The 16,424-nt window shown below is 39.5% G+C and carries 21 protein-coding genes; 16 read left to right on the plus strand and 5 right to left on the minus strand.

Annotated elements, in window-relative coordinates:
• The first annotated feature begins 91 nt into the window (after positions 1–91).
• From NSQ17_RS06945 to NSQ17_RS06955, 3 genes are all read left to right on the plus strand, one after another.
• Positions 92–631 carry an RDD family protein gene (locus NSQ17_RS06945; protein ID WP_039169112.1) on the plus strand — a complete coding sequence of 180 codons (540 nt, stop codon included), beginning with the start codon at positions 92–94 and terminating at the stop codon, positions 629–631.
• Between the two features lie 125 nt (positions 632–756).
• Positions 757–2,067 (plus strand): MFS transporter, encoded by a 1,311-nt coding sequence (locus NSQ17_RS06950; RefSeq protein WP_170861579.1) that lies wholly within the window; start codon positions 757–759, stop codon positions 2,065–2,067.
• Positions 2,068–2,140: 73 nt separating this feature from the next.
• A complete protein-coding gene (locus tag NSQ17_RS06955) occupies positions 2,141–3,049 on the plus strand; it encodes a chemotaxis protein (protein ID WP_024719666.1) in 909 nt (302 codons plus the stop codon).
• A gap of 35 nt (positions 3,050–3,084) precedes the next feature.
• On the opposite strand, the gene NSQ17_RS06960 is transcribed toward NSQ17_RS06955, so the two are convergent.
• Both NSQ17_RS06960 and NSQ17_RS06965 read right to left on the minus strand, forming a co-directional pair.
• Positions 3,085–3,546 carry a YkyB family protein gene (locus tag NSQ17_RS06960; protein WP_007498684.1) on the minus strand — a complete coding sequence of 154 codons (462 nt, stop codon included), beginning with the start codon at positions 3,544–3,546 and terminating at the stop codon, positions 3,085–3,087.
• A gap of 477 nt (positions 3,547–4,023) precedes the next feature.
• Positions 4,024–4,239, minus strand: coding sequence for a hypothetical protein (locus tag NSQ17_RS06965; protein WP_058337408.1), 216 nt, complete (start codon positions 4,237–4,239; stop codon positions 4,024–4,026).
• 165 nt (positions 4,240–4,404) lie between these two features.
• Here NSQ17_RS06965 and NSQ17_RS06970 point away from each other — a divergent pair, with 165 nt between their 5' ends.
• Entirely contained in the window at positions 4,405–4,581 is a 177-nt protein-coding gene (locus NSQ17_RS06970; RefSeq protein WP_162837046.1) for a hypothetical protein, read from the plus strand.
• Positions 4,582–4,645: 64 nt separating this feature from the next.
• Here the strand turns inward: NSQ17_RS06970 and NSQ17_RS06975 are convergent, their stop codons facing one another.
• From NSQ17_RS06975 to NSQ17_RS06985, 3 genes are all read right to left on the minus strand, one after another.
• Positions 4,646–5,923: an MFS transporter gene (locus tag NSQ17_RS06975; RefSeq protein ID WP_008348012.1), complete on the minus strand. Its 1,278-nt coding sequence runs from the start codon at positions 5,921–5,923 to the stop codon at positions 4,646–4,648.
• A 73-nt stretch (positions 5,924–5,996) separates the two neighbouring features.
• Entirely contained in the window at positions 5,997–6,494 is a 498-nt protein-coding gene (locus NSQ17_RS06980; RefSeq protein ID WP_041507380.1) for a L,D-transpeptidase family protein, read from the minus strand.
• Positions 6,495–6,650: 156 nt separating this feature from the next.
• On the minus strand, positions 6,651–7,508 hold the full coding sequence (locus NSQ17_RS06985) for a metallophosphoesterase (protein ID WP_144678868.1): 858 nt from the start codon (positions 7,506–7,508) through the stop codon (positions 6,651–6,653).
• Between the two features lie 139 nt (positions 7,509–7,647).
• On the opposite strand from NSQ17_RS06985, the gene fadH reads away from it, so the two are divergent.
• From fadH to NSQ17_RS07045, 12 genes are all read left to right on the plus strand, one after another.
• Positions 7,648–8,412 carry a 2,4-dienoyl-CoA reductase gene (fadH, locus tag NSQ17_RS06990; RefSeq protein ID WP_144678867.1) on the plus strand — a complete coding sequence of 255 codons (765 nt, stop codon included), beginning with the start codon at positions 7,648–7,650 and terminating at the stop codon, positions 8,410–8,412.
• A 64-nt stretch (positions 8,413–8,476) separates the two neighbouring features.
• Entirely contained in the window at positions 8,477–9,697 is a 1,221-nt protein-coding gene (locus tag NSQ17_RS06995; protein ID WP_024719569.1) for an EAL-associated domain-containing protein, read from the plus strand.
• A 261-nt stretch (positions 9,698–9,958) separates the two neighbouring features.
• On the plus strand, positions 9,959–10,855 hold the full coding sequence (locus NSQ17_RS07000) for a manganese catalase family protein (protein ID WP_019743902.1): 897 nt from the start codon (positions 9,959–9,961) through the stop codon (positions 10,853–10,855).
• A 184-nt stretch (positions 10,856–11,039) separates the two neighbouring features.
• Entirely contained in the window at positions 11,040–11,282 is a 243-nt protein-coding gene (locus tag NSQ17_RS07005) for a DUF1797 family protein (RefSeq protein ID WP_003212254.1), read from the plus strand.
• A 139-nt stretch (positions 11,283–11,421) separates the two neighbouring features.
• Positions 11,422–11,937, plus strand: a complete 516-nt coding sequence (locus NSQ17_RS07010; protein WP_342467978.1) for a ribonuclease H-like YkuK family protein — start codon at positions 11,422–11,424, stop codon at positions 11,935–11,937.
• A gap of 149 nt (positions 11,938–12,086) precedes the next feature.
• Entirely contained in the window at positions 12,087–12,278 is a 192-nt protein-coding gene (gene abbA / locus NSQ17_RS07015) for an antirepressor AbbA (protein WP_008347999.1), read from the plus strand.
• A 146-nt stretch (positions 12,279–12,424) separates the two neighbouring features.
• On the plus strand, positions 12,425–12,868 hold the full coding sequence (cbpB, locus tag NSQ17_RS07020; RefSeq protein WP_007498671.1) for a cyclic-di-AMP-binding protein CbpB: 444 nt from the start codon (positions 12,425–12,427) through the stop codon (positions 12,866–12,868).
• A 96-nt stretch (positions 12,869–12,964) separates the two neighbouring features.
• On the plus strand, positions 12,965–13,846 hold the full coding sequence (locus NSQ17_RS07025) for a LysR family transcriptional regulator (protein WP_039168691.1): 882 nt from the start codon (positions 12,965–12,967) through the stop codon (positions 13,844–13,846).
• Positions 13,847–13,948: 102 nt separating this feature from the next.
• The gene (locus tag NSQ17_RS07030) at positions 13,949–14,356 is read left to right on the plus strand and encodes a DUF4275 family protein (protein ID WP_096881344.1); all 408 of its coding nucleotides are present in this window, start codon (positions 13,949–13,951) and stop codon (positions 14,354–14,356) included.
• Between the two features lie 199 nt (positions 14,357–14,555).
• Positions 14,556–15,032 carry a flavodoxin gene (locus NSQ17_RS07035; protein WP_008347992.1) on the plus strand — a complete coding sequence of 159 codons (477 nt, stop codon included), beginning with the start codon at positions 14,556–14,558 and terminating at the stop codon, positions 15,030–15,032.
• Complete coding sequence (locus NSQ17_RS07040) at positions 15,022–15,915, plus strand: exo-alpha-sialidase (protein WP_342467979.1); 894 nt, start codon at positions 15,022–15,024, stop codon at positions 15,913–15,915. Before NSQ17_RS07035 ends, NSQ17_RS07040 begins: the two co-directional genes overlap by 11 nt.
• Before the next feature lie 16 nt (positions 15,916–15,931).
• Positions 15,932–16,390 carry a flavodoxin gene (locus NSQ17_RS07045; RefSeq protein WP_008347989.1) on the plus strand — a complete coding sequence of 153 codons (459 nt, stop codon included), beginning with the start codon at positions 15,932–15,934 and terminating at the stop codon, positions 16,388–16,390.
• Positions 16,391–16,424: the final 34 nt, after the last annotated feature.

Genomic DNA, 16,424 nt, shown 5'->3' on the forward strand with positions numbered 1-16,424 from the left:
AAGCTCCATTGATCTTGCGATATTCATAAGATATAATAACGAATGATTATAAGAAATTTATAGAAAACATACATAATAAAGGAGAAATAGGATGGAAACAAACATGTCAGAAGCACCTATTCAAGAAGAAAAACATCCTGAACTAGCTGGTGTAGGTTATCGTTTTCTTGCTCATCTTTTAGACGGTGTCATTATTAGTGTACCATTTTCATTCATTGTATTTATTCTCGCAACACTCTTTTTTGTCTCAAGCCCTGAGGCGGCATTTTTAATGTATGATGATAGCTATTACTATTCTTCAACGGTGATCACGGATGAAGAATGGGCAGTCATTATGGGCTTTATCTTTTTCTATGGCGTAACGATTTTAGTCGGTATCGCGGTGACTTGGCTGTATTATGCGATCATGGAATCATCAAAGCTGCAAGGAACTCTTGGCAAAATGGCTCTTGGAATCAAAGTGACAAAAGTAACGGGTGGAAAAATAACATTCGGGCGCGCGACAGGCCGCTTTTTTGCAAAAGGCTTTTTGTCTCCAATCTTATTCATTGGCTACATCATTGCGTTTTTCACAGAAAAAAAACAAGCACTTCACGATTTGATTGCAAGTACCATTGTCGTAAAGAAATAATGAAAAGAAGCACCTCTGCTAAATAGTAAGGGGTGCTTTTTGTATAGATTGCTTGTATGGAAGAGGGAAACGTCACATAAAGTAGAATGATAGTGAAAATAAAAGCAGAGAAGGGAGTCAATCTATTGAAAAGAGGGAAAATGACCGTTCAAAAAAAAGGGGCAAGCTTCGGCCTCTTTTTCACCGCACCTGTTTTGGCCTGGGCATTGTATGATTTTGCAAATACGATATTTTCATCGAATATGATCACCATTTTTTTCCCATTTTACTTGCAGGAGACGATAGGCGACAGTGCGAGGATGGATCAAATCGCCAGTACATTTATTTCTTATGCGAACGCACTTGCAAGCTTTTTTCTCGTCATTTTTACGCCTTTATACGGTGTGCTGATTGATCGTACAGGGAAAAAGAAGCGGTATATCACGGTGTTTACCCTGATTTGTATTGCCTGTACCTTTATGATGGGGATCTTTGCTGGGATTGATTTCTCAAGCGAATGGTTTGGTCTTCCTGTCTCCTTATTGGTGGTGGTTACCTTGTTTGTCATCGCCAAATTTTTCTACCACTCTAGTCTTGTTTTTTATGACACCATATTGCCCGATCTTGGGACAAAGGATGAAATTCCCCTCATTTCTGGATTCGGTATTGCTGTCGGCTATTTAGGTACACTTGTCGGCCTTTCTGTTTATTTACTTGTAGGAAATGACCAGTTTCATGAAGCATTTATTCCGACAGCCCTTTTATTCTTTCTCTTTTTTCTTCCTTTTCTCTTTATTATAAAAGATCCTCAACCTCTCCCGCAGCAAGAGAAAAAGGCGTCTTTTTTCAGCGGGTATAAAGAGATTATTCGTACGTTTAAAGAGATGAAGCAGTACAAACCGGCCTTTATTTTTATGATCGCTTTCTTTTTTATGAATGATGCGTTGCAGACAGCGATTGCGATGATGGCGGTTTATGCGAAAATTATCATTGGCTTTACGGCAGGTCAATTTATTTTGCTTTATCTTGTGTCCACGATTTCAAGTATCATTGGCTCGTTTCTATTCGGATATGTCACAAAGGCCATCGGGGCAAAGCGCTCGATTACAGTCGTGTATGTCATTTTAATTGTGGCGCTCATTCTAGCTGTGACAGCGACAACTGAATGGGTCTTCTGGGTAGCAGGCAGTCTATTCGGAATTTCACTTGGCGCAAGCTGGGGATCATCACGAATCCTCATTATTGAGCTGACGCCTAAAGAAAAACGAGGACAATTTTTTGGTCTCTTTGCGTTTTCGGGAAAGGTGTCTTCAATCGTCGGTCCCATCATTTATGGCTCCGTCACACTGCTATTTGCAACACACGGGAATCTCGCAAGCCGTCTTGCATTAGGGTCTTTGCTGATCCTTGCAGCCATAGGACTTGTGATTCATCAATTCGTACGAGAGAAAGCGTAAAGAAACGTCAACTTTTTACCCATGCTGCCGATATAAAAAGTACAATCTTATATTGAAGAATAGAGGGATTTCCGTGGCTTTAAACAAACAAGAAATTTTACTTGACTCTGGTACTAATGAATTGGAAATTGTGAAGTTTGAAATTGGTTCAAATCAATTCGGCATTAACGTCATGAAAGTAAGAGAAATTATTCAGCCAGTTGAGGTGACAGTTATACCGCACTCTCACCAAGATGTAGAAGGGATGATTAGTTTACGAGGCGAGATTTTACCAGTCATCAATCTATTTTCCTTTTTTAATGTCGAGTCAGATCAGTCAGAACAAGAGAAATACATTGTGACTGAATTTAACCAACGGAAATTTGTGTTCCATACAGGAACGGTATCACAAATTCACCGCGTCAGCTGGGAAGAGATTGAAAAACCAACTGCACTCAATCAAGGAATGGACCGTCATTTAACAGGGATCATCAAGCTTGACGAGAAAATGATTTTCCTTCCAGATTACGAAAAAATCATCTATGATATTGAATCCGCATCTGGCGTAGACACATATCATATGTTTGACGGTGAGAAAGACGAGAGAAGAACAGGGAAGAAGCTGTATGTTGTTGAAGATTCTCCGCTTCTCATGCGCTTATTAACAAATGAATTAACCGAGGCAGGCTATAAAAACATTGTAACCTTTGAAGATGGGAAACAAGCATATGACCATGTCATGGATCTTGTCAGTAAAGGCATTAGTGTGACAGAAGAAATTGATATGATTATTACAGATATAGAAATGCCAAAAATGGATGGACATCGATTAACAAAGCTGCTGAAGGACAATCCTTTAACACAGTCCATTCCCATTCTCATTTTCTCTTCATTAATTACGGACGATCTGCGTCATAAAGGGGAAACCATCGGTGCAGATGATCAAATTAGTAAACCAGAAATTCATCAGCTGATTGAAAAAGTAGATCATTTTATTATCTAAAGAAAAAAACCACTCGCTTTGAGTGGTTTTTCTGTTTAAAAATAACTTTCCCCGAGCCGTTTGAAGACGGGTTTTGTATAATGTGATTTTTGTTTTGTGGCGGCAGGTTTTTCTTTTAAACCGACATACGTTTGAAGTATTTGTTTTGCTCGATTTAATGACATATTCGCTTTCGGATTGCGATATGATTGATTTAAATTTCCTAAGTGTGGCAAAAATTCGAAGTCTTCTTTAGTTGGTGGCAGATGAAAATAATAATCTCCGATTTCAATCAGCACGTCGGACTGTTGTTGACTATATCTGGGATTGTTAGAGAAATGTAGGCCCACTTTTCTTCCTTTACCTTCTTGCAATAGTTTTTGCAGCGCACGTTTTTTCAAAAGATAAAGAAACTTGGGATTTGGTGCGGTTTTAGCATGGCGGTTAACAGTATAAATGGCTTTTGCGATGTTTTCTGCTGTAGGTTCTATGTCTTTAGTATGAGCATAATCGTCCATTTTTTCTCTCCTTTGTCTTTCGTCTTCCTGTGCTTAGTATAAATTATACGTTTTTATTAGTAAATTGCAAATAGTCTTATTGTAAAAAGCAATGAGATTACATGGTTATTATTTAAAATAGCCAAAAATCATAATGTTGAAACCTTGCTGAAATTTGAAGAGGTCGACACATCTTTCTATCACTTTTATGATGAATGTCTCGCTGTTTTAGATGAAAAGCATACCATTATGTTAAATATTCAAGTGGTAGGAATTGGCTGAGCATTGGTAGAAGATGCAGTAGGGGTGCATAAGTTAAAAGATCGTTTGTTTTCGATCATTAGAGGATGTAGTGAAATGTATACAAAGTGAACTATCATAACAAGATAACTACCTATTTGAATCAATGGGTAGTTTATCAATGTATAGATGGTTCATCGTGTAAAATTTACCATATGCAAGACAATCAAAGTCGAACATATGGCTTAAAAACATGGACTATTTCGTATGGCTAGAATAAGCACAGTAAAAACAGCCGTTAAAATCAGTTTCACTCGTCATTTTTTTGGCTTCATCCATGGCGCTTTCACTGTTCATGTGCAGACCAATCAACGTACGGCTTGCTGCATCACCTAAAAATGCGCAGTCTTCTGTATGTACAACATATTGTCCTTGTTCATTTTTTGAATGAATAAAATAATAGCTTTTTAGCATACCTCTCACCTCCAACCTGACTATATTACTATAAAACTTCCAATATTGTAAAGAATTTTTATTAAAAATGTTGCATTTATACACATCCCTTTTATTTCATAAAAAGAAAAATTTGTTATAAGATAAGAAGAGCAAAGTCAATGAGAACAGAAAGGACGGTTTAGATTGAAAGATATTTTAACGCCTTTATTGGTCGCTTTTGTCGTTGGAGGCATTGTGTACGTGATAGATGATCAGCCGATTCATCCTTTTCTTCTTTTTCTCATCTTATTTATTAGCATTTATACAGTCGATAGAATCGTTCATTTTGCTTCAAATCATTTCGATGAGCAGAAAAAATAAGCGTCGTTTATGTTACTGCCATGAAAAAAGGACTTTCTATAGAAGAAAGTCCTTTTTGCTTCATCTATTGTACTCCCTGACCTTTTAATTCACGCTGTACATCTAAGTCGGCAGCTTCTCTGCTGAACTTTGGCAGTGTAATGAAGTAAAAAAGGAAGACGAGTAAAATAATAATACCCATTCCGTAATAAATGTAAGAAACATTGGTGATGAGCTTTGGAAATAACACGGCAATTAAACCTAGCGTCATTGATTGTGCAAACATGGTGAGCGGATCAACCCACCCTGATACGCGTCCCATCAGACGAGGGTGAACAATTCTTGGGAGCCAGCCTCCAATGACAATGTTGACTGGACCAATACATGTACCAATGACAAATGATGTGACATAAAATAACCATAATGTATGGGTAGAACCAAGGACAAAAATTAAAATACCTGCAACTAGAATTGGAATCGACATGAGATATTGCATCTTTACCTTTTTCGCAAGAATAGAGCCAAGTAAGCTTCCAACTAGAAGTCCGGCACCGATCGCGATCGTAAAAAAGGATGTATGCAGTTCAAAATGGTCCGGTGAAAGACCGTATTTCATTGTAAACATCGGAAGAACGGCAAATGCGCCATTCACAAGACCAAAAACAAAAAAGCCAAAAATTAAAGAAGCCAATAATTTATTTTTTAAAATATAGAGAATGCCTTCTTTAAAATCTTTTAGAGATGTTTTAACGGTCATGCCTTTCCAGCCTGCTTGTCCATTTGGCTGACGTGCTTCAATTGGAATATTGCATGATCGAATGAGAATACCGGAAATAATAAAACTGACCAAATCAATGGTAATGGCACCGTGAAGTCCAATCGTTTTATACATAATGGCACCAATTCCAACACCAAATACCATAAACAAACTAAACAGCATCTGATTTAAACCAGCAGCCTTTGCATATTGATCTTTATTTAAAATGGCCTGAACGAGAGAGGCTTCAGCTGGATAGAAGAACTTCGTAATGGCACTTCGTATAAACAAGATCAAGAAAATAAGCGGCAGTGAATTAAAATAAATGACGATAAATAAAACGATCGTCAGCCCAGCTCGTATCCAATCACAATTCTCTGCGACTTTTTTACGATCAAAACGGTCTGCGACCACACCGACCATAAAAAAGACAAAGATCGTAGGCAGTGAATACATTAACTCTGCTAAAGTGGCGTAAGCGGGCTGATGACTAAAATGGTCGAGCAAATAAAAGGCAAACGCCATATTGCCTACTGTTGTCCCCATTTGCGAGGCAAGTGCTGCAAAAAAGAGACGAACAAAATTTCTGTTTTTAAAAATATCCATAAATACGCTCCTTAACCTGAAGATCCCACTTTCTATCATATAAAATTTTAATCATTCGTACAATTAATTTCTCCTACTGGCTAATGGTCACAGGTGTTCCATTTGGAACAATTGAAGCAAGTTCGATGACATTCTGATTGTACATGCGAATGCACCCTCTAGACACAGCTTTACCAATTGAAGACGGGTTATTCGTTCCATGGATGCCGTAATGAATTTTTGAAAGGCTCAGCCAATAGGCGCCAAAGGGACCTCCTGGGTTTGGCTGTCTGTTGACAATATAATAAGAACCTGTCGGTGTCATGTTTAATATTCTGCCGGTTGCAATCGGGTATGAGCGCAAGAGCTGTGATCCAGAAAACAGCACGAGACGTTTCGCTGAAATTGACACAGATATGCGGTAAGGGATCGTGTTAGGATCCGGTAATCCAGGGATGATGATGACTTCATTTTGTTCTGGCTCGCGGGCTTGAAGTGACGGATTTGCAGCCTTTAAATCATCTGTCGTTGTTCGAAAATCAAGTGCTATAGAAGCAAGTGTTTCTCCACTTTTTACCGTGTATCGCAGCACGAAAGTACACTCCTTTTACTCAAATAAAAGAAGCCATGATCCCCGCCTCACATATACTATATGGACGGGATCAGGCCCAGTAAGGTTTCTCCTAACATTTGTCATGAGAATGATCTTTGTTTATACATATGCAGGAAAAGGTGATTTGGCTTCTCTTTACACGTGAGATGTTAAGGTGAAAAAAGTGATTTCAGGTTTGGCTAAAAACCGAAGCGGCAGTCTAGTTGTCCCAAGCCCGCGGTTGACATAGATACGGTGCTGATAGCTACCGTATAAGCCTTCGACATATATACGCCCAAAAGGTGCTGTGAGAATCGGTCCATAGAAAGGAAGCTGTATTTGACCGCCATGCGTATGCCCAGAAAGCTGCAAGTTAATAGGTGTTGTTTCAAGTTCTAGTGCGGCATCAGGCTCATGCACAAGCAATAACGTAAAGAGATCAGAAGAGACTTCTCGTTTGATGAAATGGTAATCAGGCATACTCATCATGAGATCATCCAGTGTAGCGATCTGTATGCGTCCGCCTTCTTTTTCTAAGTGAAACACTTCATTTTTACATAATGTAAAACCGCAAGCTTTCATCGTTTCTTCATATACATCAATGCCAAAGGGTCCGTAGTCATGATTTCCGCATATGGCAAACTTTCCAAACGGAGCATCAAGCTTAGACAAAGAGGCTTTGGCTTTTTCATGTTCTTCAATCGATGCTTCAAAATCAACAAGGTCACCTGTAAACACAATGAGATCTGGAGATGCAGCGTTGATCTTTTGGACAACAGTCTCTAAATCTTTTGCCGAAAATGTATCACTTAAATGAACGTCACTAAATTGCGCAATTTTAAATTGGTCAAAAGAAGCCGGTAGCTGAGCATCATGAATGGTGAGTGATACGGTGTCGATCATGCGCGGCTCAATGTACCGAGCATAGCCATAACCGGATGTGGTCGCCAAAAGTCCGAGAATACTCGCACCAGCTGCTCCTTTTAAAAACTGCCTACGGGAAAGTTGCTTCATATAAGACTCCTTTAAAAATAAAATTAAGTATAGCATGATTTTTGATGAATCTCCCATATGGTGTATGGAGGGGAAATCATGATATGATAGATGAATAATGAATGAATAGTCATTCAAAATGCACAAAGGGGGAGAACAAATGGCGAAGCAAACAGTGATTGTCACAGGAGGATCAAGCGGAATGGGAAAGGCGATGGCGACTCATTTGGCACTCGGGGGCTGGAATGTTGTGATTACTGGAAGAACAGAAGAGACCCTTGAAACAACGGCAAATGAAATCAAACAGCAAGGTGGTTCGATCGCTTATTTTCCAATGGACGTGCGACATCCAGAAGATGCTGATCAAATGGTGAAGTTTGCGGTAGATACATTTGGTGATGTGGATGCACTTATTAATAACGCGGCAGGCAACTTTTTAGTTCCAGCAGAAAAACTGTCTCCTAACGGCTGGAAAGCGGTCATTGATATTGTGCTAAATGGCACCTTTTTTTGCAGCCATGCAGTGGGCAACTATTGGATTCGTCAAAAGAAAAGCGGAAGTATGATCAACATGGTCGCCACATATGCATGGGGGGCTGGTGTTGGTGTAGCGCATTCAGCAGCCGCAAAAGCAGGCGTACTATCACTTACCCGAACGCTTGCAGTCGAATGGGGAAAGCAATATCGGATTCGCGTAAATGCCATTGCGCCGGGGCCCATTGAAAGAACAGGTGGTGCAGATAAACTGTGGGAATCAGAAGAGGCTGCCCAAAGAACATTAGATAGTGTTCCGCTCGGTAGACTTGGCACACCAGAAGAAATTGCAGAACTTGCGAGTTTCTTATTATCTGAGCATGCATCTTATATTAATGGAGATTGTATCACGATGGATGGGGGGCAATGGCTCAACCAATCACCATTTTGAATGACCGTGTAAGACCTGCTTTTGATATGGTATAATCACACAAAGAGAGAAGCAGGTGATGAAAATGGTCGATCCATTGGATATTTTAACGAATATTGAAGATGTTTTCCCGCACTATCAAGCGATCTTCAGTGCGGAGGAACAAAAAGTGATAGGCTATGAGATTCTTGGAAGAATGAAGCTTGAGTCGGGAACAGTTAGTCTAGGCTCCTTCTTTACGGATTCATCTATTCCTGACGAATATAAATTGGAAGTAGATCACAAAGTATTAAGTCAAGCGCTTGATCTCTTCACAACCGCAGATGAAGATTTGCTCATCTTTATTAATCATGATGCGAATGTCCTCATGCTTGATCATGGCGAAAGTTTTTTAGAACTTTTAAAAGAATATGAAGCAAGGGGTATTCAGCTTAACCGGTTTGTCATTGAAATTACTGAACATACGTTTAGCGGCGACATTGAACAGCTTTACCATACGTTAACGTATTATCGTACATATGGGATCAAAATCGCCGTATCTAATATAGGAAAAGAAAGCAGCAATCTTGACCGGATTGCTCTGCTTTCACCTGATCTATTAAAAATAGATCTTCAGGCTTTAAGAGCTTCGTCTCCATCTCCTTCCTATGAATATGTGTTATACAGCATTTCACTTCTTGCAAGAAAAATAGGAGCGGCTTTAATCTATGAAGACATTGAAGCGAATTTTCAGCTGCAATATGCATGGAGAAATGGCGGAAGATATTTTCAAGGCTTCTACCTTCACGAGCCTGCCGCACAATTAATTGACCGTAACAAACGAAAAGAGCAGCTTAAAGAAGAATTTCAACAATTCATTGCCCATGAGAAAAAGAAACTCCAAGCTGTCTATGAACATTCTGAAACCTTTTATAAACGAATTCATCAAGCCGTCAGTACGTTAAAAAAATCATGCAGCACAAATGATGAACTTATACAAAAACTGGCACTTGAACTAACCGATTGCAGCTTTCGCATTTATATGTGTAATGAAGAAGGGTTTCAAATCACTGGAAATGTGTTTAAGAAAGAGAAAGAATGGCTGTTTCAGCCAGAGTATATAGAGAAAAACTGGAGCTGGCGCCCTTATTTTCTAGCAAATATTCTTCAAATGAGAATTAGCGGAAAAGGATTTTTCAGCGATATCTACAGTGATTTAGAAACTGGAGAACGAATACGTACGTTTTCTTATCCGTTAGAGGGAGACGTGTATTTGTTTGTAGATCTTCCGTATGCTTATCTATATGAGCAGGAAGGATTAATTTAAAAGCAGCCGTCAAGGCTGTTTTTTTTATTAGAAAAAAGATAGAAAAAATGGTTGACAATGAAACTGATAATCATTATCATTTAGTTATAGAGAGAAGCTACTCTCTGTTCCCCAACCCCTCTATCAGATCAAGATCCAAAAAACTTGGCGCTACCCCCGCCAAGTTTTTTTTGTGCGCCAATCATTCCCTTCATGCATAGGACATCCCAATTCATCCATACACCTTAAATGATGATAGTTAGACAGTAGGAGGGAAAAGTCATGATCAAACGTGACAAGCGGCTGCTGATTGATTTACCAATGCCAGATCACCCAGATGCAAATGGTGCAGCGGCTGTGCAAGAATTACTCGGCGGAAAATTTGGTGAAATGTCCACATTAAACAACTACATGTTTCAATCGTTTAACTTTAGAGGGAAACGAAAGCTCAAACCATTTTATGATCTTGTATCAAGTATTACAGCTGAAGAATTCGGTCATGTAGAGCTTGTGACAACTGCAGTCAATCTCATGATTACGGGAACCACCCATGGGGGCGATCCAGATACGACCCCGATGAAAGCGGCTGTTGATAAACGAAATACGCAGCATTTTATCCAAACGGCACAAACAGGCTATCCGTTTGACTCCATGGCAAAGCCGTGGACAGGTGAGAATGTGTTCTCAAGTGGTAATCTGATTCTGGATCTTCTTCATAACTTCTTCCTAGAGTGCGGAGCTCGTACGCATAAAATGCGCGTATATGAAATGACGGATCACCCTACGGCAAGAGAAATGATCGGTTATTTACTTGTCAGAGGCGGCGTTCATGTTGTGGCGTATGCAAAAGCCCTTGAGGTAGCGACAGGGGTAGATGTTGGGAAGATGCTGCCAATTCCAAATCTCGACAATAAATACTTTGACTCTGCAAGAAAGTTTGAAGATCAGAATATTCATACAAAACTGTATACATTTAGTGATACGGATTATAAGGATATCAATCAAATTTGGAAAGGAAACCATCCGATTGATGGAAAGCCGCTGACAGTTATTGAGGGCACGCCAAAAGGTGCACCCGTGCCAGATTATAGAGATTTGCCGGAAGAGTTTGCTCCAGGTATTTCAAAAGAAGATTTTGACGAAATTGCGAAACGCCTGATGAGATCGGCCGGTTTATAAAAAACAAGATGCATGAGAAAAGAAAAAAGACTCAAAATAAAAAAACAGATTCTTTTTCTTTTTTTGAATTCAAGAGGAAAAATATCATCTGAGAACACTTTATGGTATGATGCTTTGTAGGACTTGTGTATAATCAATACGGGTTCATCTTGAGTTGTTTTTTTGAAAGGAGTCTTTTTTTAGAATGTCACAATTAATGGGTATCATTACAAGGCTGCAAAGTCTTCAAGAGACAGCAGAAGCTGCAAACGAGCCGGCACAGCGTTATTTCGAAGTGAACGGTGAGAAAATCTGTAGTGTTAAGTATTTCGAAAAGAATCAAACGTTTGAATTGACTGTTTTTCAACAAGGGGATAAGCCAAACACTTTCCCATTTGACAACATTGATATGATTTCGATTGAGATTTTTGAGCTTCTACAATCCTAAGCTGAATCGTATGAAATGTTTTTTCTAAGAATTCCTTCGTTGATTGCGGAAGCATACACTTCATAAGTGATGAACAAATGGAAGATGATCATTCAGTGCAATATTCGGATAAGAGACCATTGAAAAGGAGTTCCTTTCTGTGAGTGATTCTTTTTTCTTTAATCTTTCTGAAAAGCATTTAGCGTTTTCTGATGTTGTCATGAGAATGAAAGACTTTATTCAGAAAGACCCGAGATCTGTTTATGTACTATCAATTGGTACGGACTCTCAGGTCAATCAGAATGTCACAAGATTTATGACTGCAATTCATCTTCACCGGATCGGCAAAGGAGCTTGGGGCTGTCTCACGCAGCAAGTGTTGAATCGGCCTGTACAAAGTCTTAGAGAAAAAATTTCATTAGAGACAGCGTTTAGCCAAAAGGTATGTGCAGACATCCTTGAGGGACCTTTAACAGAACTGATGGATTTGCTTCTTCCGTTTGCTCAGGAAGGGGCAGACCTTCGTTTTGAAGTCCATCTAGATATTGGCAAAAAAGGAAGTACAAAAGAGCTGATCCAGGAAATGACCGGAATGATCACAGCCATGGGAATTGAAGCAAAAATAAAACCCGACTCATACGCAGCATTTTGCTACGCCAATCGATACACAAAATAAATTCCGTCATTTTTCTCCAAACGTTGTCGAAACGTGCGGTTGACGATTCGATTCTAGTTCCTTATTCTAGCTGTATAGAGAGGAAGCAGACATTCAAACGCCTGCTAATCAATATAAAAGCATATATGAAACAGGGGGCCTGATGTTGAATGAGCGTCATCGAAAATCGTTTTAATGAAGAAGAGAAAAAGCTATTATTAAACGTATTACTGAATCAGGAATATGCTGTCGAATTACTAAGCAGTGAGATCAATGATATAGAATGTGGAACAAAAAATGTCGACGACAATACGTATAAGAAATTGATCACATTGTATGACAGAGTAAGGTTTGAGAATTAATATCGATTGAACATTCTATTAGATACTCTACGCTGAGTATCTTTTTTATGCAGAAAAAAATCTTTCGACAAAATTCGTTTTAGTTTATGCTTAATGTTAAACGGGAATGTATGATTGATGATTGAGAGAAAAGGGGTCGAAGAAACATGATAGAGATAGAACCGGCTCAATTACTTGAGTCAACAGTAGCTGAGCATATGATTGATGCAGATAAAGTGGCACACGTTCAAATTGGAAATAATCTTGAGCACGCCCTATTGGTCCTGACAAAAACAGGATATACAGCCATACCTGTTCTGGATGCTTCTTATCACCTTCATGGGTTAATTGGAACAAATATGATCATGGATAAAATCTTTGGCTTAGAACGAATTGAATTTGAAAAGCTCGACCAATTGAAGGTAGAAGAGGTCATGCTATCAGATATTCCAAGACTGAAAACGACGGATCCTGTTTTAAAAGGCGTTCACGCTGTGACGAATAATGGATTTGTTTGTGTGGAAAATGAAGAGCAAGTATTCGAAGGAATTTTCACTCGGCGTGTTGTATTAAAGCGCTTAAATGAAGTCATTCATTCCGCAAAAAAATGAGCTGTAGCCCAGCTTATTTTTTTTGCCTTCATAAGCTATTATTTATATAATGACTATATAAAATAAGAAAAACTTATCAAGAGAAGGAGGGCGTTCATGCAGCTTCAAGAGTTACATATGCTTGTTGTACTTAGTGAGGAATTGAATATGAGAAAGGCTTCAGAGCGGCTCTTTGTCTCTCAGCCTGCCTTATCTCAAAGGCTGCAAACGATTGAAAAAGAGTGGGGAACCAAAATCTTTTTTCGTTCACAAAAAGGCCTGACAGTCACTTCAGCTGGCGAACAGATTATTCAATTCGCCAAAGAGGTCACGACTGAGCAGGATCGAGTGCGAGAGAGAATTGACGAGCTTGAAGGAGAAATTCACGGTACACTCAAGCTTGCAGTTGCGTCCATTATTGGTCAGCACTGGCTGCCAAAGGTGCTGAAGCGGTATGTCGAGAAATACCCAAATGCCAAAGTATCTCTTGTGACAGGCTGGAGCAGTGAGATGCTTAAAAGTCTGTATGAAGACCATGTCCACATTGGCATCATTCGCGGGAATCCTGATTGGAAGGGCACAAAGGAATACTTAATGACCGATCATTTATATTTAGTCGATTCTGTCATCAAGGACGTGGATGAGTTAATTGAGACAGAACGCCCGTTTATTCAATTTAAAAGTGATAGCACCTATTATCAAGAAATTCAGCACTGGTGGCATCAAAAGTTTAAAGTGTCGCCAAAACAGACGATTCTTGTGGACCAGATTGAGACATGTAAACAAATGGCCTATCACGGTATCGGCTACGCCATTTTGCCTTCGGTCACCTTATATGATCATGAGAAAAGTGTACACAAAACCCCGCTTGTAGACGCAAATGGAGAGCAAATCGGACGTGACACGTGGCTGTTAGGATATGAAGCCTCTTTTCAGTTAAAACAAGTTCAAGCATTTGTTGGTGTGGTGAAAGAAATGCTTGAAAGTGAGGCAGTGTAAGTACTTCTGGAAGAGGAGGTGCTTTTTAGGATAAGTGGTTTGATTAGGTTTCTAATAGATTTATCTGTTTCATACTGAAAAAGCAGAAAGCTGGAAGAAATGATGAGAAATCAACAAAAAAAGAAGATGGATATACCGAAGTGGGGAACTTATTTACGCGAGAGATGGCGTGGACGTTTTGCAAGTCATCTTTCTTTAGAAGAACAAAAAGAGATTGGGATGGATGGTTTCCTATGGCACTTATGCAGCTGGGGAAAAGTTGAATGCCTTGAAAAAGAGGCAGCGATAAACGCCTTTCATCAGCAATCAAAGCATACATGTACTATTTTTTATCAATTTACTCAAGAAGCGTATCTGTTTGAAAACGCCGCTGACCTGTCAGTGAAGGAACTGCCGTATACAGACGGACACATGGACTATAGCGATCTGTATGTCATGGATTGGGAAGAAAATTGGACATTTGTGATGACGCACGAATCCGATTGCGGTCCATATTTTATTCAGAAATAAAAAAAGAGTAAACCACAAAGAGATAGAGTGATAATCAATTAAAGCCGCCTTCCAATTGGAATGAGCGGTTTTTTGATGTACGTCATGTTTATTTTGAACAGCACCTTTTCATAAAACATTTGACAATGAAAATCATTATCATTTAAAGTGTACATATAATAATTGAAAATGATTATCATTTAGATGAGGTGACCAATAGATGAAAGCACTAATTGCATTTGCGAGTATGTCTGGCAATACGGAAGACATGGCAGCGATCTTAAAACAAACGCTTGAAGGAAAAGGGATAGAGACAGAGATGATGGAATTTGACGACACAAGCGCAGAAGATCTTTCTTCATACGATTATGTCATGATCGGCTCTTACACATGGGGTGACGGTGATTTACCTTATGAAGCTGAAGATTTTTATGAAGAGGTCTCAGCACTTGAACTTAGTCACATCAAAGCGGCGGTATTTGGATCAGGCGATTACAGTTATCCGAAGTTTTGCGAGGCTGTTCATACCTTTCATGACATGCTGAAATCAACAGGTGCATCCGTATTTCCTGAAACATTGAAAATGGAACTTGCGCCAGATACAGATGAAGATGTGGCGTGCTGTGAGGAGTTTGCAACAAGCTTTTTAACGTGGGCATCATTGTCTGAGAAAAGAGTTGAAAATCATGTTTCATAAAGGTGCGACAGCTGTAGCTGCGTCTAAAAGTGGCGGCTACTTTGTTGCTGTCAAACGAGAAGGTATTTTTCATTACAGTGTAGAGGGCGGATGGCAGCAGCTTTTTAAGCTCAAGCATAAAATCCACGCTATCAGTTATATTGGTCCGTATTTGTTCGGAGTTGGTGAAAATGGAACTGTCATACGATCAGGAGATGAGGGCCATACGTGGGCGCTATCATCTTTTCCGACAAATGCAGTTGTTTGGTCTATTACAGGACGCAAAGATGGGTTTGTATGCGCACATGGAAAGCATAGTATTTATGTGTCAACCGATTTCGGAATTTCCTGGGAAATTATGAAGCCGTTTGCTCATGTGAATCAGCCCCCTGTGATTCGCTCATTATGTGTAGCCGGCGATTATCTTTATATTGGAACGCAGATTCATGAGGTGCATGGAGGAATATGGGTGTATGACTTCAAAAGTGAACAGGTTTTTCTCCTAAACAGAGAAGAGCACCGAATGACTGCTTCTATGCTGCTTTGCGGGGAACACCTCCTTGTCTGTGCGTTGGGCTCTAAAAAAGGGAAAAGAGGATCTGTTCAAATTTTAGACTTACATACAAATATGCTGCATGATATTCAATCACAAGCTTTTACGCGAGAGGAATCATTTTTGGATGTGTCAGAGGATAACGGCATTGTGTACGTGACCACCTCACAGGACGAGCATGGATTTTCTAAAGTGTATCAGCTTGATATAGAGCAAAAAGAGCTCAAGTGGTTTGATACGATCAAAGGGCACGGTTTTCGTGTCGCCAATCAAAAGGAGAATTTTTTCTGTGCGGGTTTATATGAAAGTAAGTTTGTCAGGCCTTATGAGGAACCTGCACTGATTCATTAATAAGGAGGAAGAAAAAGTGACGAAAAAAGTTTTATTGGTGTATGCCACAATGTCAGGAAATACAGAAGCAATGGCTGATTTAATCGAAAAAGGATTAAAGGAAGCTGGGGCTAGCGTGGACCGGCATGAAGCGATGGATATTGATGCTGAACTTCTTCATGATTACTCGCACATTCTGTTAGGTGCATATACTTGGGGAGATGGTGATCTTCCAGATGATTTTATTGATCTATATGAAGAAATGGAAGAGCTTGATTTGACGGGTAAAGCATTTGCTGTATTCGGTTCTGGAGATACATCTTATGAACATTTTTGTGGAGCTGTGGATTTAATTGAAGAAAAAGTGAAGGAGCTGGGCGGTGATATCGTCCTACCATCCATCAAAATAGAGCTGAATCCAGAAGGAAACGAGGAAGAGGAATTGATTTCTTTTGGGAGACAATTTGTTCATCTTCACCAGCAAGAAGCGGGATAAAGAGGCCCGCTTGTTTTATTTGCCAAGGCGCAGA

Source organism: Bacillus sp. FSL W8-0629 (assembly GCF_038593225.1).
Taxonomy (GTDB): Bacteria; Bacillota; Bacilli; order Bacillales; family Bacillaceae; genus Bacillus; species Bacillus altitudinis.